Annotated in this window: 1 protein-coding gene (cut by a window edge); it reads right to left on the bottom strand. The window is 60.9% G+C overall.

Translation table 11 applies throughout. The features are described from left to right. A protein-coding gene (locus B9Z33_RS12050; RefSeq protein WP_146183866.1) for a VCBS domain-containing protein crosses the window boundary here: on the bottom strand, positions 1 to 26,191 show its 3' portion. 18,386 nt of this gene lie beyond the right edge of the window; the window shows 26,191 of its 44,577 coding nt (coding positions 18,387–44,577); its start codon lies beyond the right edge, outside the window — the gene reads right to left on this strand; the stop codon is at positions 1 to 3.

Here is a 26,191-nt window from a genome sequence, read left to right on the forward strand (position 1 = left end):
TTACAAAGGCTTTTGCAATATCTGCTGGTCAATCAGCAACTGCGCGGCCAAACCATTGGCAGCGGCATACACGTCATAAACCTGCCCGTTGTCCGCCACCTGTTGGCCCGCCTGCTGCCACTCGTCGGCCCGCAACACCAGGGTGTCGTCGGCGTCACCCGTTACCAGCAAGCGACCTGCAACAGCACCTTGCAACACATCACTCAGCGTTACCTTCAGGCTGTTGGCACCGTGGCCAGACAAGTCCACTTGGCCAATACCCAAGTGCACCGCTGCCAAGCTGGCAAAGTCCAGGTTCAAGCCCGAGCCCCACAAATCAATGTGAGCGCCCAGGCCTGCCACGGTCTCTGCTGAATAAGCCAAGCTGCTGTACTCAAAGCCCGCATCCGACACCAGCACATTGCTGCCATCCGTGGCCGTGGCCGCGGTGCGACCGGCTTCGATCACGCCCGACGCCGGGGTGCGCACCACGCCATCGCTGACCAAGTTGATGCTGCTGATGCCCCAATCGGCCAAGCTGCGCACTTCGCCCGCATCACTCACACCGTTTTGGTTCGCGTCTTGCCACACATTGAACTCGGCAAACTTCGCGTCTTGCGCGTCAAACATGCCGTCGTGGTTGCTGTCAAACGCCTCGGCCAAGCCCGACAAGTCGGTGGGCGCTTTGCCCTGCGCGTCCAAGCCATTGGCATAGGTCGTGGCGTATTGCGCAAAGGCATATTGGCTGTTGTCGTGCACCAAGCCGTCGGCGTATTTGTCCCACACCAACACGCCGTCTTGCGCACCGGCCCACTTGGTGGTGTCCAGATGACCGTCACCGTTCACGTCCATCGTCACTTGGCCGTAGCTCAGCACGCCGTCGCGGTTCAGGTCAATGACCACGGGGAGAACTTGCAACACCAGCATCTCAGGCGAACTGTCCGCCACGTTGTAAGTCCAATCGCCAGCAATTCCAACGGCAACGTGGGTATTGGCAGAAACCAACGTAGAAGACCAATAGCGGTTGTTGTACCAACCCGTTGTCGGAATCGTGTTGGACAAGGCCACCAGCTCAGCCTGTGTGGGCAACACAAAGGTGTACCCGCCAGACAAGAAAGTTCGTGCATCGTCTACGCCTGCCGTGACCGTGGTGTCCACCGTGTCAGCGCCTCCGTTGAACAAGGTGTCCAACAAAGCGTGCGTGGTGTACATGGTGTTGTTGTTGGAATCACCTGTACCGCTGAAGTTCTTGACTGCAAAGTAGTTTTTGCCGTTTTGAACCCACTGGTAATCCAGCGACATGGTCACACCGTTGACGGTCACATTCCCGCCGGTAAAGGGCACAGGATCGTTGTTGGTCACATTCACCCCGCTTCTGACCAGAACCTGGGAATTGCCGCCTAAAGATTGTGCGTAAACGGTGTAATTGGAACTGCCATTGCTCACGGTACCCGCATTGATCCAGTCACCCAGATCAGGCGACAAAACCACTGTGTCGCTGGATAAGCCATCCACCACCAGCTGGTGCGCGTTGGTTGTCGAGCCCAGTGCCTGAGTATTGGCCGTGGCCGTCAAATCGTCCACCCAAGCACTGCCGGTGGCCTGCCCAGTCCGACCACCGTAGCCAAACATCCACCCCGCTTTGTTGGCGGTCTGCCAGCCACTGATCGTGGCTGTGGCAAAAGAGCTGCCATCGACCAGCACCGTCACCAAACCGGTATCTGACACGCTCACGTTGGTCGTGTGCTTGGCGTCCAGCGTGATGTCTGCCGTCGAAACACCAATTTGTGTGCCGTTCCAGTAAATGTGAAGTTTTTGGTCTGGCGCAAACACATTTAAGCCACCGTACTCGATCGACAAGCCTTTTGCATAGCCTTGCTCGAAATTACCCAATGAAGCCTTGTCACCAAATGAGAAATTCAGTCCATCGCCAGATTGGCTACCTACTGTGTTCATGGCGAAATTAAAGCCAGCGCTGATGGTTGTGACCGCAGTGCCCGCAGCAATGGCGGTGTAATCCAAGTTTCTGTAACGACCAGAATTCGCCGCAGAATAAAGCACATCTTCCAAATCAGCATCACCAGAGTTGCTGCCATCGGCCAATGCCCAGTCGTTTGAAGATCCAGACCAAACCCTAGAGATGCCAGCGGGCGTTGTCTCAAAACTCAACACACCAGAGGCACGCGTGCTGCCCGTCACATTGGTCCAAGTGTTGCCATCGGCACTGACTGAACCGGTGCGAATCAGGTTGAAGCCCGCCATGTCCTTCACATCGCGCCCCATCAAGGTCAAGGTGTTGGCCGCCGTGTCGGTGGCCAGGTCAATGCGCTCAATGCTCTCGATGCGGCTGTTTTCTTCCTGGCCCATCGCACCTGCATTGCTGATGGTCGTCAGGTCCAACGCTGCACCAACGCTCAGGCGGATCGTGTCAAAGCCGCCACCACCACTGACGAGGGCTTTGGGGCCGCCCGCTGTGTTGTTGGCCAGGTTGCTCACGTCGCTGGCTGTGAGCACGATGGTGTCGTTGCCCATGCCTGCATAGAAACGGTCCACACCGCCGCCACCCGTCAAGGTGTCGGCTGCCGCTGAGCCAATGACAGCCTCGGCAGACGCCGTGCCCGTCACCGTGCCGCCGCCTGACACCGCTGCGGTTTCCCACTGCGTGCCACCCAGCACGAGGCTGTAGCCCGCTGCGTTGGAGCCCACCAACAGGTCAGCCATGCCGTCACCGTTGATGTCGCCCGCGCCCGAAACCCTGTAGCTGTAGAGACCGCTGGTTGGCCCGCTGATCCGGAAACCACTGGCTGCAGCGATCGAGCCATTGCTATCTATGTTCACGGTGGTACCACTGGCATTGCCATACACCACATACGCGCCAACAGAGTTGTTGTCGTTACCAATGATGAAGTCGCCCAAACCGTCACCGTTGACGTCACCGGCACCAGAAACCCACAAGCCAAAGTTCACCAATTTGGCCGACACGATACGGAAACCAATGCCGGAAGCAATGCCCGCCGTACTGTTAATCGCCACGTCCGTGCCACTGGCGTTGCCATAAATCACATACGCCGTGTTGTCGTATTCAGAGCCCACAATCACATCCGCCAAACCGTCGCCATTGACGTCACCCGCGCTCGAGGCTCTGTTGCCAAAGTTAGAGGTGCCTTTGTCAGACGTGATCTTGAAACCTTTGCCCGCAATGGTTCCTGCACTCAGATCCACAGTGGAACCCGTCGAATTGCCGTAAACCACATAGACGATCTTGTCAGCGCCTGTCACGATCAAATCCGACAAACCATCACCATTGACATCACCAGCGGCAGAAACCGAGCGGCCTAAACCACTGGTCGAATTGCCTTTGATTTGGAAACCATCAGCTGCAGAAATAGTCCCGCTGGCCAGGCTCAGACCCGTGCTGCCCGTGCCCGCTTTGCCGTAAACCACATACGCATTGCCAGCGCCGCTTTGGTTAGTGGCACCCACAATCACGTCGGCCAAACCGTCGCCGTTCACATCGCCTGCGCCCGACACAAAACTGCCCAAATAGCTATTGGCTGCTCCTGTGATTTTGTAACCACTGCTGCTGTTGGGGATGTTGTTGCTGATATCCAGCGCCACGCCGGTTCCGCTGGCGTTGCCGTACACCACATAGGCCTCACCTGCCGAGCTGTAAGAACCCACGATCACATCGTCCAGTCCGTCACCGTTGACGTCGCCAATGCCTGAGACCGAAGAACCCAAGCTGTTGCTACCCGAGATTTTGAAGCCCTTCGTGGCAGCAATGGTGCCGTTGGGCAAGTTGATGCCCAAGCCACTGGCGTCACCATAAACCACGAAAGCCATGCCATTCGTGGCAGTCTGGGGATTCGAGCCGAGGATGTAGTCGCCATAACCGTCGCCGTTCACGTCGCCCGCACCCGACACCGAATAGCCCACATAAGTAAGCGCCGGACCGGTGTAAACCGTGGGGGCCACACTGTTGTCACCCGCAGCCGTGGTGAAGTTCAGCGTCGTCGCATCGGCAATGCCCGCAAACGTGCTGCCCGCCGCGTTTTGCACCGCGTTGTCGGTCACCTTGAGGTGGTAGCCGGTGCTCGCGGTCAAGTCTGAGGTCGGGTTGATGGTCAAGGTGCTGGTGCCCCAGCCTGTCACCAGCGTGCTGCTGGCCACATCAAAGCCTTCCACCAAAGCGCCCGTTGCGCTGTTGAACAATCGGATCGTGCCCGAGCCTTTGAGCACGACCTGGTCAAAGGTCAGCGTGAGGTCGTTGCCAAGTGACGTCAGGTAGCCATTGGCCACTGGATTGCTCGCAGCCAACATGACAGGTGCATTCGACACACTCACGCCTGCTTGCACCAAGACCTGCGTGTCGGTGGCGGTGTTTTGGTACACCGTGTAGTCGCTGGTGCCGTTGTTCACGGTGCCCGCGTTGGTCCATGTGCCTGCATGGGTGTTGAGCACCAAGCTGTCGGTGTTGCCACCGTCCACTTGCACCTGGTGGAAGGCTGTGCTGGTGCCCAAAGCCGTGCCCGACACGTTGGTCCAGGTCTTGCCGTCCGCACTGGCACTGCCGGTGTGGAACAGGTTGAAGCCTGCCATGTCTTTCACGTCTTTGGCGGCCAGCACCAGCGCGTTGGCGGTGGTGTCGGTGGCCAGGTCGATGCGCTCGATGCTTTCGATGCGGCTGTTTTCTTCCAAGCCCATCGCACCGGCGTTGCTGATGTTGCTCAGGTTCAAGCCTGCACCACCGCTCAGGCGGATCGTGTCAAAGCCGCCACCACCGCTCACAGTCGTTTTAGCGGTTTGGCCCGTTGCGTTGTTGGCCAGGTTGGTCACGTCGCTGGCCGTCAGCACGATGGTGTCGTTGCCCTGGCCTGCAAAGAAACGGTCCACACCACCGCCACCCGTCAAGGTGTCAGCAGCGGCCGAACCGATGAGGGCTTCGGCTGCGCTGGTACCTGTCAAAGTACCAGTGCCGGTCACGGCAGAGGTCACCCACTGCGTGCCGCCCAACAGCAAGCGGTATGAATCTCCGCCGTTCGAACCGAAGATCAGATCGCCCAAGCCGTCGCCATTGATATCACCCGTTGAAGCAATGACAGCCACACTGTTGGTGATCTTGAAGCCATCCGTGGCCGCAATGACACCACTGGCGTTCACATTCACAGTGGTGCCGCTGGCATTGCCATACACCACATAGGCATAGTTATTACTGCTGGACGCGCCGACGACCACATCGGCCAAACCGTCACCGTTGATGTCGCCCGCAGCCGAGACATAGGACCCCAAAGAACCCGAAGTGCCTGCAATCCGAAAGCCACTGCCCGCAGCAATACCGCCGGTGCTGTCAATGTTGACCGTGGCGCCAGTGGTGCTGCCGTACACCACATAAGCGCTGTTGGTGGCATAAGCACCAATCACCACATCACCCAGACCGTCGCCGTTCACATCGCCTGCTCCAGAAACTGCATCACTGGCAAAATAACTACCGGCTTGCGCCGTGGTGATTCTGAAACCCGCACTGGCTACGATGTTGGGGCCAATGGGGGTCGTCGTGCCAGAAGCGTTACCGTAAATCACAAACGCGCTGCTGTACCCGCCGGCTCCCACGATCACATCACCAAAGCCGTCACCGTTCATGTCGCCTGCACTGGACAAGGGTGCATAGATCAAGTCGACGTTGGTGATTTTGAAACCATCGGTCGCGGCAATGGTGCCACCGGCCAAGCTCAAACCGACACTGCTTGCACGGCCATACACCACATAGTTCACAGCGTTGCTGCCAGTACCAGGGCCATTGACCATCAAATCGGCCAAGCCGTCGCCGTTGAGGTCACCTGCCCCCGACACTGAATAACCCAACCAGTTGTTGGCAGCGCCGGTGATCTTGAACCCCTGGCTCGCCGCAATGTTTTGGCTATTGTCCAGGGCGACATTGGTGCCGGTTGAGTTGCCATACACCACATAAGCTGCGCCTGTGTTGCTGTACGAACCCACCACCACGTCAGACAAGCCGTCACCGTTGAAGTCACCCACCCCCGAAACAGAGTAGCCCAATGAGTTGCCACCCGAAATTTTGAAGCCCCTGGAGGCGGCGATGGTGCCACTGCTCAAGTCCACACCCACGCCGCTCGCATTGCCGTACACCACAAATGCACTGTTCGACACGGGAGCACCGACGATGAAGTCGTCAAAGCCGTCACCGTTCACGTCACCGGCACCCGAGACCGACTTGCCCAGGTAACTGCCAGATGAGCCGCTAAAGCCTGGACCAGCAGACACGCTGCCATCTGCCGCTGCCGTGCTGAAGTTGAAGGTGCTCTCATCGTTGATGCCGACAAAGCTGGCACCGCCTGCGCCCTTCACGGCAGTGCTGGTCACCTTGACGTAGTAGCCCGTGCTCGCATTCAAGTCGATGCTCGGGTTGATGGTCAGCTTGTTGGTGCCCCAGCCGGTGACCAGGCCACTGCTGGCCACGTCGTAAGCGGTTTCCAGCAGCGTGTTGTCGGCAGACTTGTAAATGCCGATGGTGCCCGTGCCCTGCTGCACCACCTGGTCAAACGTCAGGGTGATGTTGTTGCCCAAGGCCAGCATGTAGGCGTTGTCGCTCGGGCTGCTGTACAGCAGCACGGGCGGCACGCTGACAGCCACACCCGCTTGCACCAACACCTGCGTGTCGGTGGCGGTGTTCTGGTACACCGTGTAGTTGCTGGTGCCATTGCTCACCGAGCCCACGTTGGTCCACACACCCGCATGGGTGTTGAGCACGAGGCTGTCGGTGTTGCCGCCGTCCACTTGCAGTTGGTGGAAGGTGGTGGTGGCGCTCAGCGCCGTGCCCAACACGTTGGTCCAGGTCTTGCCGTCTGCACTGGCGCTGCCAGTGTGGAACAGGTTGAAGCCCGCCATGTCTTTGACGTCCCTGGCCGCCAAAGTCAGCGTGTTGGCTGTGCTGTCGGTGGCGAGGTCGATGCGCTCGATGCTTTCGATGCGGCTGTTTTCTTCCACACCCATGCCGCCCGCGTTGCTGATGGTGGTCAGGTCCAGCGCGGTGCCACCGGTGAGGCGCAGGGTGTCAAAACCGCCGCCACCTTGAATGGTGGCACGTGTGGCACCCGATGCGGCAGAGAGGTTGCTCACATCGCTGGCAGTCAGCACCACGGTGTCGTTGCCCATGCCTGCAAAGAAGCGGTCCACACCGCCGCCACCCGTCAAGGTGTCCGCCCCCGTCGAGCCAATGATGGCTTCGGCTGCTGTGGTGCCTGTGACCGTGCCGCTGCCGGTCACGGCAGAGGTGACCCACTGCGTGCCGCCAAGCAGAACGGCGTAGCCGGCACCCCTTGAGCCAATCAACAAATCACCCAAGCCATCGCCGTTGATGTCGCCTGCAGCCGACGCCACTTCCCCAAAATAGGTCATGGTGCCCGCCGTGATCTTGAAGCCGATGCTGGCGGCCAATGTGGCCGCTGGGTTGACCGTGATCGTGGTGTTGCTGGTGGTGCCGTAAATCACATAGGCATACCCGCTGTTGATGACGCTACTGCCAATCAGCATGTCGCCCAAACCGTCGCCGTTCACATCGCCTGCGGAGGTGGCAGACAGCCCATAGAGGCCGGCAATTTTCATACCACTGGTGGCCACGGTCAGGTTGGCATTGGCGTCGATGTTGACGGTGGTGCCGTTGGCACTGCCATAAATCACAAAGGTGTTTTCGCTTTTGAAATCGCAGATCATCACATCGCCAAAGCCATCGCCGTTCACATCACCCACACTGGAGACGGTATAACCAAACGAATTGGCTGAGGTTTCCCCCGTGACAATGCGGAAGCCATCCGTGGCTGCAATGGTGTTGCCTGCCACGCTGAAGCTGGCGCGGGTGGGCGCACCGTAGACCACATAGACATCGTTGTCAAACTTGCTGCCCACAATGACATCGCTGTAGCCATCGCCGTTCACGTCGCCCGCAGAAGCCACGGAATAGCTGAATTGCTGATTCACTGCGCCCGTGATCTTGAAGCCTGAACGCGGGTCAATCGTCCCACTGATCAAATCCACGTTGGCACCGTTGCTTGCGCCATAAATCACATACGCAGCACAGTTGTTGCTGGCGTCAGTGATGGAACTCACAATCACGTCGGCCAACCCGTCACCGTTCACGTCGCCCGCGCCGGACACACTCGACCCCAAATACGTGCCGGTTTGCCCGCTGATTTTGAAACCCACCGTCGAAGTGAAGTTGGTCGCATTCACGTCCACGTTGGACGTTCGGTTGGCGGCGCCATACACCACAAAAGCCGTGCTGTTGTTGGAAGCGCCAGCCCCGACGATCAGGTCAGCCAAGCCATCGCCGTTGACGTCACCCGCACTGGACACCGACTGCCCCATCACGGTACCGCCGCTGATTTGGAAGCCTCTGCTCGACGCAATGGTGCCGCTGACCAAGTCTGGCGGTGTGCCGGCCGCATTGCCATAGACCACATACGCCGATTGCGCGCCACTTGCACCGAGTATGAAGTCGTCATACCCGTCGCCGTTGACATCGCCCGCACTGGAGACGGCGATACCCAACAAACTGTTGGTTGCACCGCTCATCGTTGGCGTGGCAACCACACTTCCGTCGGCAGCAGTGGTGGTGAAGTTGAACGTGGTGGTGTCGGTCATGCCTGCAAAGGCGTCACCCGCTGTGTCTTTGATGGCCGTGGCGGCGATCTTGAGGTAGTAGCTGGTGCCCGCCGTCAGGTTGGCGGTCGGGTTGATGGACAGGGTGTTGCCACCCCAGCCTGTCACCAGACTGCTGCTGACCACATCAAAGCTTTCAACCAGGGAGTTGGCCGCGTTATACAACTGAATGGTGCCCGTGCCTTTGGCCGTGGCTTGGTTGAAGGTCAGCGTGAGGTTGGCCGTCAAGTCCGACAGGTAGCCGTTGTCTGCAGGACTGCTGCTGGTCAAGCCAAACACCGTCAAATTGGTCGAGGCTGTGCTGGTTACACCCGACACCGTGGTTTGCGCGGTGATGGTGCTGCTGGCTGGCAACTCGCTGCCATAGATAGAAGGCGCGCTGTTGGTGAAGGCTTGCGAGGTGGCGCTGGCGGTCAAACCGCTGATGACCACCGAGTTGACCAGTGCCGACGCGTTGAGCTGCGCATGCGTCATGCCACTCATGTCGATGGCCGAGGCGTAGATGCTCGCGCCGTTGGTTCGGTCGGTGTAGCCTGTCGCACCCGCACGTGAATTGACCACGATGCTGGACAGCGAATAGGCAGCGCCCAAGTCCAGTTGCACCCACGCATCGCCGTCGGCCGTCAGATAGGCGGTTTGAATGCCGTAGGCTTCGGCATACGTGGTGGCTAAGTCGCTGGAGCTGCCATCGTGAATGTTGCCCGCTGTGGAATAGGGACCGGCGCTCCAGTAAAACGCGTTGGCGTTGGACAGGGTCTGCGTAGCCCCCAACGCCAGGTTGGTGCCTGTGCCGGTTTGAATGGCAGACACATCGCCAATGGTCAAGAAGCCGTCTGAGGTGGCCGTGGTGTTGGCCAAGGTCTTGCGCACCATGATGTAGCGCACCTTGGTGCCGTCATACGTCCAGTTGCCCGAGCTGTCGGCCGTGACGTTGATGGTCTGACCGTTGATGCCCAGAGCCACTGTGGCATTGGCCACAGCGGTGCCGCTGACCACCAGCGCTTCGCTGCTGCCCAACACGTTGTCGGTCGACACAGCGTTGAGGGTGACGGCCTTGGACACCAGCTGAGAAACCGTGTCGGTCGCGGTCGAAAACGCGGTGGCGTTGCCGTTGGTGGAGGCGCTGACGTAGGTGCCATCAGCACCGCTGGTGCGGTCCCACGCACGCAAGGTGATGGCGTCGGTCATCGTGCCCAAGTAGGTGCCGTTGGGTTTGTAATACACACGGTTGTCGCCGTCTGCGGCCAAGAGCAAGGCATTGCTGTCGGAGGTGCCCGTGACGGTGCTCCAGTTCGTGCCGCCATCGGTGCTGACGTACAGCGTGCCGTTAGTAGTGTTCACGCCGGTGATGGCAATGCCCTTTTGCGAGGCGGCAAAGCTGTCGGTGATGCCACCCACCAGGGTGCTGACCAAGCTGCCCACAGCCCCCGTTGGCACAGCGGCGTTTTGTGCCACGCTGGACAGGCTGAGCGCTGTGTCGGCCAACACCGGCGCGGCGTTGGTGGTGTTGGTTTCAGAGGTCACTACGATGCCTTGTTGCACCAGCAGCTGGACATTCAGAACAGCGTCGGTCCAGATGTCGTAGGCAATGCCGTCGTCGTAAGCCGCACCTGTGTTGGCGGCGCTGGCACTGGTGCCTGTTTTGGTGAAGCCGGTCGTGTCAAAACCATCGCCCTTGCCCAACACCAAGGTGTCGGCACTGGTGCCTTTGATGACCATTTGATAGTTACCAGCCGCCAAGTTGGCATTGTTCAGCCAAGCGGCCTTGGTGAGCGAGGCAAAGGCTTGTGCGTTACCGATCAGGGTCTGTGCGCCGGTGTCGGTGCTCATGTCGATGAACTCCATGCCCTGAATTTTGTTCAAGGTGTAGTCGTTCATGAAGTTGAGCAAGCTCAGCGAGGTGCCTGCGCCGGTCAGGCGCAAGGTGTCGTTGCCGCCGTGGCCTTCCACATACGCCGTGGATTGGCTCAGGTAGTTGGTGATGCCGGCTTGATTCAACACAAACACGTCATCAGTTGCCGAACCAATGACCGTGTTGCCATCGCCTACCGACGGCACAGTGAACGTGCCCGCCGTGGCAGCGGCCGTGGTCAAGGCGCTGGGGGTGAAGGTTTTGGTAAGGGTCGATGACACGTTGCCCGCAATATCAACAATGCGGAAGGTGTAGGTGGTGGTCACTGTGGGCAAGCTACCTTGCATGACGGTACCCAAACCATTGGCGCCAAACAGCGACGGGCTGGTGCTGGACCAAGTGGTGCCGCCGTTGGTGCTGTATTGCACGGTTTCACCGGTGGGGCGACCGCCTGCAGTAGACACCACATAGAACGTGGTCGCACCGGCGTCACTGGTGGTGGTCCAGTCGCTGCCGCTGGTGCCGTGATCGTCACTGAAGTAGACCGCCAAAGGTGCAGCAGGCATGCCCGTATCGATTTTGATTTGCGCTGCGTTTTGGGCAGGTGTGGCCTGCACATAGCCTGCAGCATCGATCTGACGCACCTGCAGCACGCCAGCGGCATAGACGCCGTCGGCCACTGTGAAGCTGGTGCCTGTGCCCGTTGTCCAGGTCACGCCCGAATCGGTGCTGTACTGCCAGGTGGTCGTGCCGCCTTCCAGACCCGTCACGTTGATCTGGTTGTTGTTGGTGATGCCGTCAGAAGCCGTACCGGTACCAAAACCGTTGCCGGTGTCAGCCGCAAGGGCCAGGGTGCCGCCCGTAGGGGCGGTGGTGTCCACCATGTAATTCATCGGGGACAAGAACACCCGGTCAATCGCATAGTCCGAACCGCTGTTGGTCGTGCCTGCAACTTGAGAGTACAACGCCAATTTGTAGTTGCCCGCTGTGGCCACCGAGAACGTGGTGGAGAAATTTTCCCAAGTGTTGGCCGTGAGCATTCGGGCACCCTGTACAGCATCGCCCAAGCTGCTGCCCGTGCTGTACCAGCCTGTGATGTCTTGCACCACATTGTTCGAAGCATCGAGCAACTGCCACTTGAAGTTGGCCGCATTGGTGATGTTGGCGCCCAGTTGCTGTGCATCAAATGCAAAGGTGTAAGACACCCCGGTGGCAAATGCCGTGGCCGTGTTGCGGATGGCGTTGTTGCCCGTGTAGGCATCGTTGTAAACCCGGATCGCACCTGCGGTGTTGGTGTCGGTGAACACCCCCGAGGTCAATGTGGAGTTCATACCCGATTGGAAGGTCGTGCCGCCTCCTGTTGTGACCAAGGTCCAGCCAGACGAAGCTGGAACAGCCCCATCGGTGATGAGGTTTTCGGCCATGGCCGCGGTCGTCAAAGTCAAGTTGTTGCCCGTAGCGTCTTTGATGGTGCTGCCATTGAGCGACAACGCGTCAGCCGGGACGCTGATGCCATTGATGTCGGTTTGCCCTGCCAGGATGGTGTACTTGAACTTGAGCAGGGTCGAGGTCGAATTGGTTGAATCGTAAGTCGCTGTCACCAAAGTGCCGCCAATGTTCAGCGTCAGCTGTGGCGAGCCTGTCACGGTGACAGCTTCGCTCATGGTCAGTCCGATGGTGACGCCATCACCTGTATTCAAGGTGTTGTTGGACATGCCGCTGGTGCCGGTGACGGCCACAGCAGTCACGGTGGGCACCATGCTGTCGACCATCAGGCTAAAGGTGCTGGCCTCGCCCATGTTGCCACTGGCGTCCACAGCGCGCACGTTGAGGGTGTGCAGGCCTTGCGACAAGGTGTGTGCCGCGCCACTGTTTGCATAAGTGCTGACAGAGGTGCCATCTACCGCAAAGGTCCAAACGCCTGTGGTCATGTGGGCATACACAGCGCCGAGGAAAAAGTCGCCGTCGTACACATGCACCAATGAACCCGGTGTGGCTGTGCCGGTCAGTGTGGGGCGGGTGTCGTCGGTCAAACTACCGTTGGTCAGCGCCCCCGTGACCGCGCCCACGTTGTCGTTCACGTTGGTGATGGTGGCGGTGGGCAGCAACACGGTGGATTTGACCGTGGCGTTGATGGCCAAGTTGTCGATCCATGCAGACGAGGCCGTGATGCCAGCAATGTCACCGTAGAACGAGAACTTGTAATTGGCCATGGCCTGTGTGGCCCACAACGAAGTCGGAACGGTTCCGGTCACAGTGATCGGGGTATTGCCCGAACCTGAGCCATAACCCGTCAAGCCCACGCTGATGTTGCCAGCAGCGTCCATGCTGATGGTCACACGGTCTGAGCCACGCGCTGACAAAGCCGTGGCCTGTGTGACCACCTGTGCGCCGTTCCAAAAGACCGTGATGGCGCTTTCAGCAAACTTCACCGACAAGCCATCGGCAAAACCGTAGCCGTAGCGCAACTCAAAACGGTTGGTGTTGGTGCCAGAGGACACGCTGGTCATGTCCATGTCAAACGTGGTGGTGAACGCTGCCATGCGCTGGTTGGCACCAATAGCCATGACCTTGCTGAGGGCAATGTTCTCTTGGCCTACGCTGTCGATGACTTTGAATTCCAAGTCCGTATCGGACGTATCAGCATTCGTGATGGCGGTGCCTGCACCGGTGGTGGTCAATGTGGCACCAGCCCAGGGGTCGATGGCGTTGTCAAAGCTGTTGCTGTAGGTCCAGGTGCTGGTGGTGGTGTTGACCAACAGGCTCACGGTGGTGGGTTCGCCTATGTTACCGTTGGCGTCGACCGCACGCACGCTCAGGGTGTGCGCGCCGGTGGTCAATGCGGTGGACTCAACGCTCCATGCGCCCGTAGTGGCATCTGCCGTGGTGCTGGCCAACAGTTGCGTGCCTTCATACACCTTCACGGTGGCACCCGCTGTGGCTGTGCCTTTGAGCAGCGGAGTGGTGTCTGCCGAACCCGCGCCCGGGGTGACCAGGACTTCGGTGGCGGTGTTGTTGTATACGCTGATGTTGCTGACGGTGGGCAATGCCACGCTGGATGCCACGGTAGACGTGATGTTGACGTTGTCCACCCAACCCTGAGCAACGAAAGCCCCTGTCCAGCCATAAACGCCATACGCAAAACCTGTCATGTCCTGACTGGCCCATGCGCCCGATGGAATGGTGCCTGTGATCGTTTCCGTCGTGTTGCCCGCGCCCGCCAATGTGACCGTGACAACGCCAGCATCAGACACTTCGTAAGTGATGTGGTCCGGTTGACGTGACAACAAGGTGGTGGTGAGTGCCTGCGTTTTGAAGGTCGTGAGGTTCCAGCTCATCACCACGTTGGTGCCCGTGCTGGTGCTGTTGAACGAAACGATCAGACCTTTCTGGCTGGCATGCTCACGGAAGCGGAATTGGAAAACATCACCAAGACCCGTCATGTCGAAATCATGCTCGGCCTTGAAGCTGGTCACTCGCTGGTTGCTGCCCATTTTTTGATCAAGGACTTGCCACAAAGACGAGGTGTTGGCGCCATTGAGGTACTTGACCTCTTTGTCGGCATCGGTTGTGTCGGCATTCACCACATAGGCGTTGCTACCGGTGTCGGGTGATCCACTCCAGGTTGCACCTGCCATCGGGTCTGCGGCATTGTCAAAGCTGTTGCTCCAAGTCCATGTGCTGGTGCTGACCACAGCTTTGGTGGCGTTGCTGGTAGCGCCCTGCACCACTTCGGTGGCGCTGATGGTGTTGCTGCCCGCCACCAAATCGAGGCTGTTGGTGGAGATAGGAGACGTCACGGTGTACACCGTGCCATCGTTGTTGAGGGCCACCACCGAGCTGTTGACGTTGAAGGCCGCGTCCAGCTGGGCGCGGGTCATGGCCGACATGTCCTGGTTCGAGGTGTAGACCACGCTGCCGTTCAGGCGCTCAGCCCAGCCGCCTGCGCGTGCCAGCACATCGATGGACGACAAGGCATACGAAGCCCCCAAGTCGAGTTGCACCCACACATCGCGGTCGGTGCCGCCGAAAGTGCCACCCACAATTTCGATGTAAGTGGTGTTATTACCGTCGGTCAATGAGCCGCCCCCAGCTTTGGTGCCATTCGCTGAAAACGTCACGGTTGCATTGGTTGCGCGGTTGGTGGTGCCGTCCATGGCGCGCACGTCACCGATGTTCCACACAGCATTCACTTGCGTCTCGCCCAAACCCGAGCCATAAGCCATGTTTTTCAGGTCTTTGCGCACCATGATGTAGCGCACTTTGCTGCCGTCGTAGCTCCAGTTGCCGCTGGCATCGGCCACCACGTTCACGGTCTGGCCTTTGATGGTCAGGGCCACGGTCGCGTTGTTGTCGGCGGTGCCGCTGACAACCAAGGTCTCAGCGGAGCTGACCACGTTGTCGGTGGACACGGCGTTGATGGCCACTGGCTTGACCACATACTGGCTGATGGTGTCGGTGGCGGTGGAATACGAAGCGGAGGTGCCGGTGAACCATGTGACCGCACCTTCGGCTGCGCCACCAGCTTGGTCCCAAGCGCGGAATGTGAGAGCGCTCGACACCGTGCCCACATCGCCGCTGGCAGGAACAAAGTACAAACGGTTGTCGCTGTCCGACAAGATGCCCAAGGCACGGTTGCTGGTGAAGTCGGTGAACGCGGTCCAGGTGGTGCCGCCATTCAAGGTGTAGTAAAGCGTGCCCCCGGTGTTCACACCGGTGATGGCAATGCCTTTCACTGCACCGGCATCCGCATCGGTGATGCCACCCACCAGGCTGCTGACCAAGGCGCCCACAGCCGTGCCGTTGACAGGCGCAGTAGCGCCCTGCACCACAGCTGGCAAGCTCAGCACGGTATCGGCCAACACCGGCGCGTCGTTGACGGCGGTGACGGTGATGGCCACGGTGTCGGTGTCTTGCAGCGGTGTGCCTGCGCTGTCTTTGGACACCATGGTCAGGGTGTCAGCGCCGTTGTAGTTGAGTACGCCGGTGTATTTGAGGCTGGTCAGTGCCGCATTGATTTGTGTGGCTGTGCCGCTCAGGGTCAGGGTGGCTGAATCATTGGCACCGGCACTGATGGTGGCCCCGCCTGTGAGGCTCACATTCAGAGTGCCATGGCTCACGCTCAGCTGGGTGCTGGCCAGGTTGGCGTTGATGTCGCTCACGCTCAGGCCAGAGATGCTCAGAGCGGCTTCTTCGGCCACTGTCTGTGCGCCGGGCACCACGTTGACGGGTGCCGTGTTGGGCACGGCCACGGTGCTCGCCAGGCTCAGGGTGGCAGTGTCAACACCGCTGTAGAGCACACCGCCGTTGTCTTGCAGGCTGGTGAGTGTGATGACGCGGTTGCCAATGCTTTGCACGCTCGACAGATCGCTGTAGGTGATGCTGTTGACCATCGCATTGAGCAATGCGGTGGTCAGACCGGCTGAGCTGGTCAGCGTGACGGTGGCGGTGGCGCTGGTCACGCTCACCAAATACGTCATGCCGTTGGTGGCGGTGGTGCCCGTGGTGGTGTCGGTCAGGCTGAAGGTGGTGCCATCCACGGACAGTTTTTCATTCGCACCATCGATCAGACCGCTCACGGTCAGAACCAGTTTGATGAATTTTTGGGTGCCCTCCCCCATGGAGCCGCCCTGGTATGCGCTGGCACTGCCAAAGGCCGCCACGGCGGTGCCTGTGTAGTTGCCGCCCAGTGCGGTAACCGACAAGCTTGGGGCATCGTTGATGTCGGTAACCGAGAGGTTCAAGCGGTTGGACGTCGATGAATACGCCCCACTGCCGCCCAGCTTGCCCGTCAGGTCCACCAGCGAGCCCGTGGTGGCTCCGTCGGAGCCATCCCAGGTGTACTGCGTCACATAGTCGATGCTGCCGGACATGTCAGCGCCAGGCTGGAAGTAAACACGTGCGCTGCTGTCCAGCACCAGCGCGTTGGTGGCAGAGATGTTGGCGATGGTGTTCAGGTTTGTCCAGGTGGTGCCACCGTTCAGGCTGTACCAGAACGCGCCATAACCGTTTTTGAGTTGGCTGATGATGGCCAGGCCCAACACAGTGCCATCGGCGTCCAGGCCGCTCAGGCCGGACAGTGCAGAAATGGCCGTGCCGGTGGTGGTGCCGTTCACAGGTGCCGGTGACTCTTCCATGACCGTGTAGGTGATGGTGGTCGAGGTGCCCGGGGCGTCGTTGACAGCTGTGACGTTGATGGTCGAAGTCAATGCGGTCGAACTGGCGGTGCCGTCGCTGAGCACATAGCTCACGGTGCGTGCCGCCGTGGTGGGGTTTTCTGACGTGTTGCTGTACTTCACTGCACGCAGGGCCGCTTGCCAGTTGGCCAGCGTGGCGGTGCTGCCTGAAGAGGTCAGTGTCATCACACCCGTGGTGGCGTTGTAGCTGCCCGCAATGTTGCCCATGCTGGCATTGGTGAAGCTGAGCACGTCTTGCCCGGCGACGAAGCCGGCGCTGATGCTGACCGTGGCCGAAGTCAATGTGGCGTTGTCTGCATCGCTGACGGTGATGCCGGTGCTGATGGCGGTCGCCGCGTCGTTTTCAACATAGGCCAAGGTCGACCCAGTGGCCAGCACAGGCGTGTCGTTGACGGCCGTGACCGTGATGGCCACGGTGTCGCTGTCGGTCAGGCCACTGGCGTCGGTGGTGAGCACAGTTAACGTGGCCGAGCCGTTGAAGTTAGCGCTGCCGGTGTAGCTCAAGGTGGCCAAGGCCGCGTTGACTTGGGTGGCAGTGCCGCTCAAGGTGACTGTGGCCGAGCCGTTGACGCCACCACTGACGGTGGCACCACCGGCCAGGCTGACGGTCAGGCTGCCGTTGGTCACGGTGAGTTGCGTGGTGGCCACGTTGCCGTCCACGTCGGCCACGCTGATGCCGGTGATGGCCAACGCCGTGTCTTCGTTGACCGTTTGTGCGGCGGGCACGGTGTTGACCGGCGCTTCGTTCACGTTGGTCACGGTCACTGCCACGTTTTGGTTGGTGTAGGCACCGGTCACGTTGGTGGCGCGCACGGTCACGTCGTACACGTTGTTGGTGCCCGAATCAGTGGGCACCTCGAAGTTGGGCGAAGCCACAAAGGTCAGCACGCCGGTGCTGCTGTTGATGGCGAACTTGGCACCATCTGCACCCACGCCGGTGTCGATGCTGTAGGTCACGCCAGTGCCCGCTGCGGCGGTATAGACCGCTGTGCTGGTGGCGGTGTTTTCTGCAAAGCTGGCCGTGGTGGTGCTGGTAAAAACAGGTGCCGCGAGGATGGCGATGCTCAGTGCGGGACTTTGGCCGCTCTCGTTGCCTGCGGCATCGGTGAGGGTGTAGGTGAAGCTCTTGGCGGTGGCGCTGGTGGCCAGTGCGCTGTTGGGTGTCAACACGCCGGTGGTGTTGTCGTAGGTGGCAGCGGTGAGCACGCCGTCCACATACAGCTTGACGGTGGTGGTGAGGCCCGTGGGCAACTGGATGCCCGGGGTGGTGTCGTCGGTGCTGGCTGCTGTGCTGGCGGTGTTTTGCGTGCCACCCACGTTGTCCACATAGGCAGTGGGTGCTGCGGTGGGGGTGGTGGGGGCTGCGGTGTCCAACTCAAAGCTGGTGCTGCCCGTGTTGCTGGCGTTGCCCGCTGCGTCGGTGGCCACAGCGCTCACGTTGATGGTGCCGTTGCCCAAGGTGCTCAGGTCGGCATCGCTCAGTTGTACAGCCAAAGCCGTGGCACCACTGCCAATGGCGGTCTTGATCACGCTGTTGCTGCCACGGGTGAACGTCACCTTGACTGTGGCGTCTTGCTCGGCCGTGAGGGTGACCACGCCACCAGTGGCCGTGGCTTCTGACTGCGTTGCACCACCGGTCACACCGGTGCCCAAAGCCAAAACAGGCGCGGCAGGCGCGCTGGTGTCGACCTTGTTCAGGGCAATCAAACCAGTCAGGTACACCATGCCAGCGCCATCACGCTGGGTTTCGTTGCCTGCAGGGTCGAGGATGGTGCTGCCGTTCAGGCTGAGCGCGTTGTTGGGCACAACGATGCCGTCTGCGTCGGTCTGGCCAGACAGGATGGTGTATTTGAACTTGAGCGTCGAGGTGCCCGAGCCGCTGAGGTAATCGGCTTTGACGGTGGTGCTGCCAATGACCAGGTCCAGTTGCGGCCAGTTGGAGCCAGCGCCTGTGACGTTGACGATGTCATTGAAGTTGACGTCCACCGTGACCGTGTCGCCCGCATTGAGGGTGGCGTTTTGAGCGTCGGTATAGGCCACGGGGCCCACGGACGTGACGATGGGGGCGGCCACATCGACTTTGAGGTTGATGATGTCGCTGATGGCTGGGGTGCTCAGGTTGGCGTTGTTGCCTGCCGCATCCTGGATGCTGCCAGTGGCCGCGCTGAGGGCATTGACCGCCAGGCTGATGCCATTGCTGTCGTTGTCGCTGCCGCCCACGGTGTAGGTGAACGTCACGGTGTTGGTGCCCGAACCCGTGGCGTAGTTGGCGTACACGGTAGTGCCGCCAATGTTGAGCGCCACTTGCGGTGTGCCGGTGATGGTCACGGCCTCGTTGAAGGTGGCGGTGGCGGTGACCACATCGCCCGCGTTGAGCCAGCCGCCTGCGCTGGCGTCTGTGGCGCTAAGGCTCAGGTTGCTGACGGTGGCCGCCGTGTTGTCCACCATGAAGCTGGCGTTGTCCCCCACGGTGGTAGAGCCCAAGGTGGCGTTGCTGCCACCAGCATCTTTGATGGTGCCGGCGTTCAGGCTCAGCGCGTTGGCAGCGATGCTGATGCCGTTAGGGTCGTTTTGTGCCGACGTGATGGTGTAGGTGAAGGTCAGCGCAGACGTGCCCGAACCCGAGGCGTAGTTGGCCATCACGGTGGTGCCACCGATGATGAGTGCCAATTGGGGGGTTCCGGTGACGTTGACCACTTCGCTGAAGGTGGCTGTGGCCGTGACCACGTCGCCTGCATTGAGCGTGTTGTTGGCGGCATTGGTGGCGCTGGTCAGGGCCACACTGTTGACCACGGGAGGGATGGCCAGCAAGAAGGTGTCGCTGGCGTTCAGACTGCCATCGCTGGCGGTGACTCTGAGGTTCAGGTCGCTGGTGGACGTGGGTGTGCCACTGAAGGTGCGCGTGGTGGCGTTGAATGTGAGCCAGCTGGGCAAAGCTGTGCCGTCGCTCAGCGTGGCGGTGTAAGTCAGCGTGCTGTCCACATCACTGAAGCTGTTGGCAGGCACGGTGTAGCTGAAGGCAGTGCCCAAGATGGCGGTCTGATCCGGGATGGCGTTGGCCAGCACCGGGGTGTCGTTGACGGCGTTGACGGTGATGGCCACCGAGCCCGAGGTGCTTTGCGCCACACCGCCGGTGTTGCCGCCGTCGTTGACGGTGAGGGTCAGGCTGTCGCTGCCGTTGTAGTTGGCGCTGGGGTTGTAGGTCACCGCGTTGGCACTGGCCAACAAGGTGTTGATGGCGCTCAAGGTGCCGGTCAACTGCACGCTGGCGGTGCTGTTGGTGGCGATGGTCACACCGGCGCCGCTCAGCACGTTGACCGTGCCTTGCGTGACAGCCAAGGTGGCGGTGACGTTGCCTGTGCCTGCGTCCACGTCGGTGAAGCTCAGTCCTGCGATGACCAAAGCCGTGTCTTCAACGGTGGTTTGTGCTGCGGGCACGGTGATCACAGGCGCGTCATTGACGGCGGTGATGGTGATGGCCACTGTGTCGGTGTCGGTCAGTGCCGCGCCACCCGTGTTGCCGCCGTCATGGGTGAGCATGGTGAGCGTGTCGGCACCGTTGTAGTTGGCGGTGGGGGTGTAAGTCACCGCGTTGGTGGCGCTCAAGGTGGCGTTGATTTGCGTCAGCGTGCCGGTCAGGGTGACGCTGGCGGTGCCACTGCCTGCGATGGTGGCAGTGCCGCCCGTCACGGCCAGGGTGCCTTGGGCCACCGACAAGGTGACGGTCATGCTGCCCGAGAGCGCGTCGACGTCTGCAATGCTCAGACCAGTGATGACTTTGGCGGTGTCTTCGATCGTGGTTTGTGCACCAGGCACGGTGTTGACGGGTGCGTCGTTGACAGGCACCAGGGTCACGGTCAGGGTGCTGCTGGTGGAGTTGCCTGCGGCATCGGTGACCTTGTAATTGAAAACGTCGGTGACATTGGCCCCAATCGCGTTGAGGTCGGTGCTGTTGCGGGTGTAGGACCAGGTGCCATTGCTAGCCAGCGCCAGGGTGCCGTAGGTGCCCACGGTGGTGCTAGTAAGTGTGAAGCTGTCCACACTGTCCTTTCCCGTGTCGTTGGTCGAGACATCACCACTCAGGCTGGTGCTGTCTTCGGTGCCATTGGCGGTGTCGGCCACGGCGGTGGGCACGGTGGTGTCTACTTTGTAGCTGGCGTTGTCAGCCACGGCCACGCTGACCAAGTTGGCGTTGTTGCCAGCGGCATCCTTGATGCTGCCGCCGTTGAGCGTGAGCGCATTGGCAGCCAGGCTGATGCCGTTGCTGTCGTTCACCGTCGAGGTGACGGTGTAGTTGAACTTGAGCACGCGTGCGGTCGAGTTGGCCGCGTCGTACGTGGCTTGCACCACGGTGCTGCCCACGGTCAAGCCGAGTTGAGGTGCACCGGTGACGATCACGTCCTCACCCAAGTTGACGGTGGCGGTGACCACATCGCCTGTGTTGAGCCAGGTGCCCACTGCGCCACTGGCGCTGCTGACAGACAGGCTGGTCACTGCAGGCAACACGGCGTCGAGGGTGACGGTTTTGCTGGCCGTGGTGACCACGTTGTTCCCATCGGTGGCCGTGGCGGTGATGGTGTTGGCACCGGCGTTGATGACTTCTTTGTCGGCCGCGTTGGGCTGGGTAGCGGTGAAACTAGGGGCTGTACTGGTCAAGCCTGTGATGGCGTTGCTGGCGATGGTGCCTGCAGAAACAGCTGCACTCAGTTGGGCATTCGTCATGCCAGACATGTCCTGAATGGAAGCGTAGATGGTGCCGCCATTGGTACGGTCAACGTAATCCGAACGACCAGTGGCTTTGATGGTGTCGAAGCGGAAGAAACCACCTAAATCGACCTGTACCCATGCGTCAAACGAGATGCCTGTGCCAACGCCGTTGATCTCAAACGTGCCGTTGCTGCCATCGGTCACGGCCGAAGGCGAACCCTGTGCATTGGCCGATGAGGTGACGGATTTGCCCAAGGCAATGTTGTTATTGCCTTGCATGACCGTCACTTCATTGATGGTGAATACGCCGTTGCCACCCACACCCCATGAAGCGTTGCTATTGGTCAGGGTTTTACGCACCATGATGTAGCGCACCAAGGGTTCAAGTTTGAGCTCGTATGACCAGGCACCGTCAGCATCTGCAGTCAAGCTGCGCGTGGTGCCATTGATGTTGAGCGATACGCGGGCACCGGCTGCGGCCGTGCCAGTTAATGGGATGGCTTCGTTGATGAAGACCATGTTGTCTGCCGACACGGTGTTGATGGTGAGTGTGCGTCCCACCGACTGGCTGACCGTCTCGGTGAAGCTGGAGAACGCGGTGCTTGTGCCGTTGGTGGTGGTGCTGACGAACGAACCTTGGGTGCCGCTGGTTTGGTCCCACGCACGGAAGCTCAAGGCGTCTGCCGCAATGCCTTCGTAGTTGGCATTGGGCATGAAGTACACGCGGTTAGTCGCATCCGCTTTGAGCAACAAGGCATTGCTTGTGCTCAGTGCGGTGGTGTTTTCTGTCCAGGTGACGCCGCTGTCGGTGGAGATATACAGCTTGCCGTTGGCGTTGACGCCGGTGATGGCGATGCCTTGTAAAGCGCTGGCATCGACATCGCTCGCGCCACCCAGCAAGCTGCTGACGGCATAGCCCACGACACCCGAGGGTGCTGCGGAGTTTTGGGCCACCGCAGGCAAGGTGAGGATGGTGTCGGCCAACACGGGCGCGTCGTTGATCGCTGCGACGCTGAGCGCCACGGTGCTGATGGTGCTTTGCGCTGCACCGCCGGTGTTGCCACCGTCGCTGGTGGTCATGGTCAGCGTGTCTGCGCCGTTGTAGTTGAGCGCAGGGGTGTAGGTGACGGCGTTGGCCGCACTGAGCGTGGCGTTGATTTGCGCCAAGGTGCCGGTGATGGTGACGGTAGCGGTGCCGCTGTTGGCAATGCTGGCCGTGCCACCTGAGACGGCTACGGTGCCGTGGGCCACAGCCAAGGTGACGGTCAGGGTGCCGGTGCCTGCATCGACGTCGGCAATGCTTAAGCCGGTGATGACTTTGGCCGTGTCCTCGTTGGTGCTTTGCGTAGCAACGGGCACGGTGTTGACCGGTGCGTCATTGACAGCATTGACCGTGATGGCCATGGTGTCGGAGTCAGTCAAGGTGCCGCCCGTGCCGGCATTGCCGCCGTCGTTGGTGAGCATGGTGAGCGTGTCTGCGCCGTTGTAGTTGGCTGCTGGCGTGTAGCTCACGCCGCCTGCAGTCGCGAGCAAGGTATTGATGGCTGTGACGGTGCCACTGAGTTGCACGCTGGCTGTACCGTTGGTGGTGAGGGTGACGCCTGTGGCTGCCTGTGCCGTCAAGGTGCCGTGGGCCACCGTCAGGGTGACGGTGATGGTGCCTGTGCCGGCATCGACATCGGTCACGCTCAGGCCGTTGAGTGCGGTGATGGTGTCTTCGCTGGTCACCAAAGTGGCGGGCAGCGTGTTGACCGGCGCATCGTTGACCGCGCTGATGCTGATGGCCACGGTGTCGATGTCGCTTTGCGAGCCGCCCGAGCCGGTGTTGCCGTTGTCGCTGGTGGTCATGGTCAGCGTGTCGCTGCCGTTGTAATTGGCCGCTGGCGTGTAGGTGACGGCGTTGGCCGTGGCCAACAGGGTGTTGATGGCCGTGACGGTGCCGCTGAGTTGCACGCTGCCGGTGCCGTTGGTGGTCAAGGTGACGCCCGCTGTGGTGGCCGCACTGGCCAACACGGTGACGGTGCCGTGGTCTACGCCCAAGGTGACGGTGAAGGTGCCTGTGCCGCTGTCCACATCGGCGATGCTCAAGCCGCTGATGACTTTAGCGGTGTCTTCGGTTGTGGTTTGTGCCACAGGCACGGTGTTGACGGGCGCGTCGTTGACGGCGTTGACCGTCAGGGCCACGCTGCCTGAACCCGACTTGGTGCCGCCCGAGCCGGTGTTGCCACCGTCGCTGACGGTGACGTTGAGGGTGTCGCTGCCGTTGTAGTTGGCGGCAGGCGCGTAGGTCACGGCGTTGGTCGTGGCCAACAAGGTGTTGATGGCGCTGACGGTGCCGCTCAGCTGCACGCTGGCAGTGCCGTTGGTGGTGAGGGTGACACCCGCGGTGGTGGCGGCACTGGCCAACACGGTCACGCTGCCGTGACCCACAGCCAAGGTGACGGTCATGGTGCCGGTGCTGGCATCGACGTCGGCAATGCTCAAACCGGTAATGACTTTGGCCGTGTCTTCGTTGGTGCTTTGTGCCACAGGCACGGTCACGGTGGGCGCGTCGTTGACGGCGGTCACGGTGATGGCCACGGTGTCGCTGTCGGTCAGGCTGCCGTCGCTGGTGAGCACGGTCAGGGTGTCGCTGCCGTTGTAGTTGGCAGCAGGCGTGTAGGTGACGCCGTTGGCCGTGGCCAACAAGGTGTTGATGGCGCTGGCGGTGCCGCTCAGCTGCACGCTGGCGGTGCCGTTGGTGGTGATCGTCACACCTGCGCTGGCGAGCACCGTCACGGTGCCCTGCCCCACGCTGAGGGTGACCGTCATCGTGCTGCTGCCCACATCCACATCGGCAATGCTCAGGCCGGTCACGGCCAGGGCCGTGTCTTCGGCGGTGGTCTTAGCGCCAGGCACGGTGTTGACGGGTGCATCGTTGACGGCATTGACGGTGATGGCCACCGTGTCAGTGTCGGTCAAGGTGCCGCCTGAGCCGGTGTTGCCACCGTCGCTGGTGAGCAGGATCAGAGTGTCTGCGCCGTTGTAGTTGGCGCTCGGGGTGTATGTGACTGCGTTGGAGGCGCTCAGGGTGGCGTTGATTTGCGCAGCTGTGCCAGTGAGGGTCACGCTGGCGGTGCCGCTGCCCGTGATGGTGGCGGTGCCACCGATCACGGCCAAGGTACCGTGGGCCACGCTCAAAGTCACAGTCATGCTGCCGGTGCCTGCGTCCACGTCAGCGATGCTCAGGCCGGTGAGAAGCAAGGCCGTGTCTTCGTCGGTGCTCATCGCAGCAGGCACGGTGTTGACCGGCGTATCGTTGACGGCGGTGACGGTGATGGACACCGTGTCACTGTCGGTCAACACGCCACCGGTGCCGGTGTTGCCACCGTCGTTGGTGAGCAGGGTCAGCGTGTCTGCGCCGTTGTAGTTGGCAGACGGGGTGTAGGTGACCGCGCTGGTGGTGGCCAGCAAGGTGTTGATGGCGCTGACGGTGCCGCTCAGCTGGACGCTGCTGGTGCCATTGGTACTGAGGGTCACACCCGCAGAGGTGGCGGCGCTGGCGAGCACCGTCACGGTGCCCTGCACCACGCTGAGGGTGACGCTCATGCTGCCGGTGCCTGCGTCCACGTCAGCAATGCTCAAGCCGGTGATCACCAAAGCCGTGTCTTCGGCCGTGGTTTGTGCCGCGGGCACGGTGTTGACCGGCGCGTCATTGACGGCGCTGATGCTGATGGCCACGCTGTCGGACGCGCTGGAGAACGCACTGCTGCCACCGTTGGTGGCGGTGCTGACTTTGCTGCCCGTGGTGCCGCTGGTTTTGTCCCAAGCAACGAAGGTCACGGCGTCGGCTGTGCTGCCGTTGACGTTGGCCGCAGGCTTGTAGTACAGACGTGTGGTGGTGTCAGACGCCAAGAGCAAAGCACTGGTGCTGCTGACCGCGCCCACGGTTGTCCACGTGGTGCCCGAGTCGGTGCTGTAGTACAGCGTGCCGTTGGTGGTGTTGGCGCCTGTGATGGCGATGCCTTGGACAGCGCCGGTTTCGGCATCGCTGATGCCGCCCACCAGGCTGCTGACGAGGTTGCCCACCGTGCCCGCAGGGGCGGCTGCGTCTTCACTCAGACTGGTGAGGGTGAGCACGGTGTCGGTCAACACCGGGGCGTCGTTGGTGCCGGTGAGAGTTACTTCGACGATTTGGCTGGTGCCGTCGGCACTGACGGCGGTGAAGCGGTCTTTGTAAGTCTGGCCCGCCACAAACTCGTTGTGGGCGGTGCCCATGGAGTAAGTCCACGCGCCGTTGGTGGCCAGCGTGAAGGTGCCGTAGCTGTTGCTGCCCGCTGTACCCGCTTGCGCCACAAAGGTGATGGCGCTGTCGACGTCGGTGATGGTCAACGTGCCGCTGGTGTTCAGGGCTGCATCGGTTTCGGTCAATGCACCGGTGGTGACGCCGCCAATCACAGCTGCGTCGTTGGTACCCGTGATGTTGACGGTGACCGACTGGCTGGTGCCATCGGCACTCACCGCCGTGAAAGTGTCGGTGTAGACCTGACCGGCCACAAATTCGTTGTGTGCGCCGTCCATGGCGTAGGTCCACACGCCTGCGCTGCTGAGCGTGAAGGTGCCGTAGCTGCCTGCGGTGGCCGCTTGCGCGGCGAAGGTGGTGGCGCTGTCGACGTCGGCAATGCTCAAGGTGCCGCTGGTGCTGAGGGCTGCATTGGTTTCTGTCAAGGCTTTGACGATGTCGCCGGTGATGACGGCCGCGTCGTTGGTACCTGTCAGCGTGACGGTGATGGTTTGGGTC

Origin of the sequence: Limnohabitans sp. T6-20 (assembly GCF_003063505.1) — a bacterium.
Lineage (GTDB): Bacteria > Pseudomonadota > Gammaproteobacteria > Burkholderiales > Burkholderiaceae_C > Limnohabitans_A.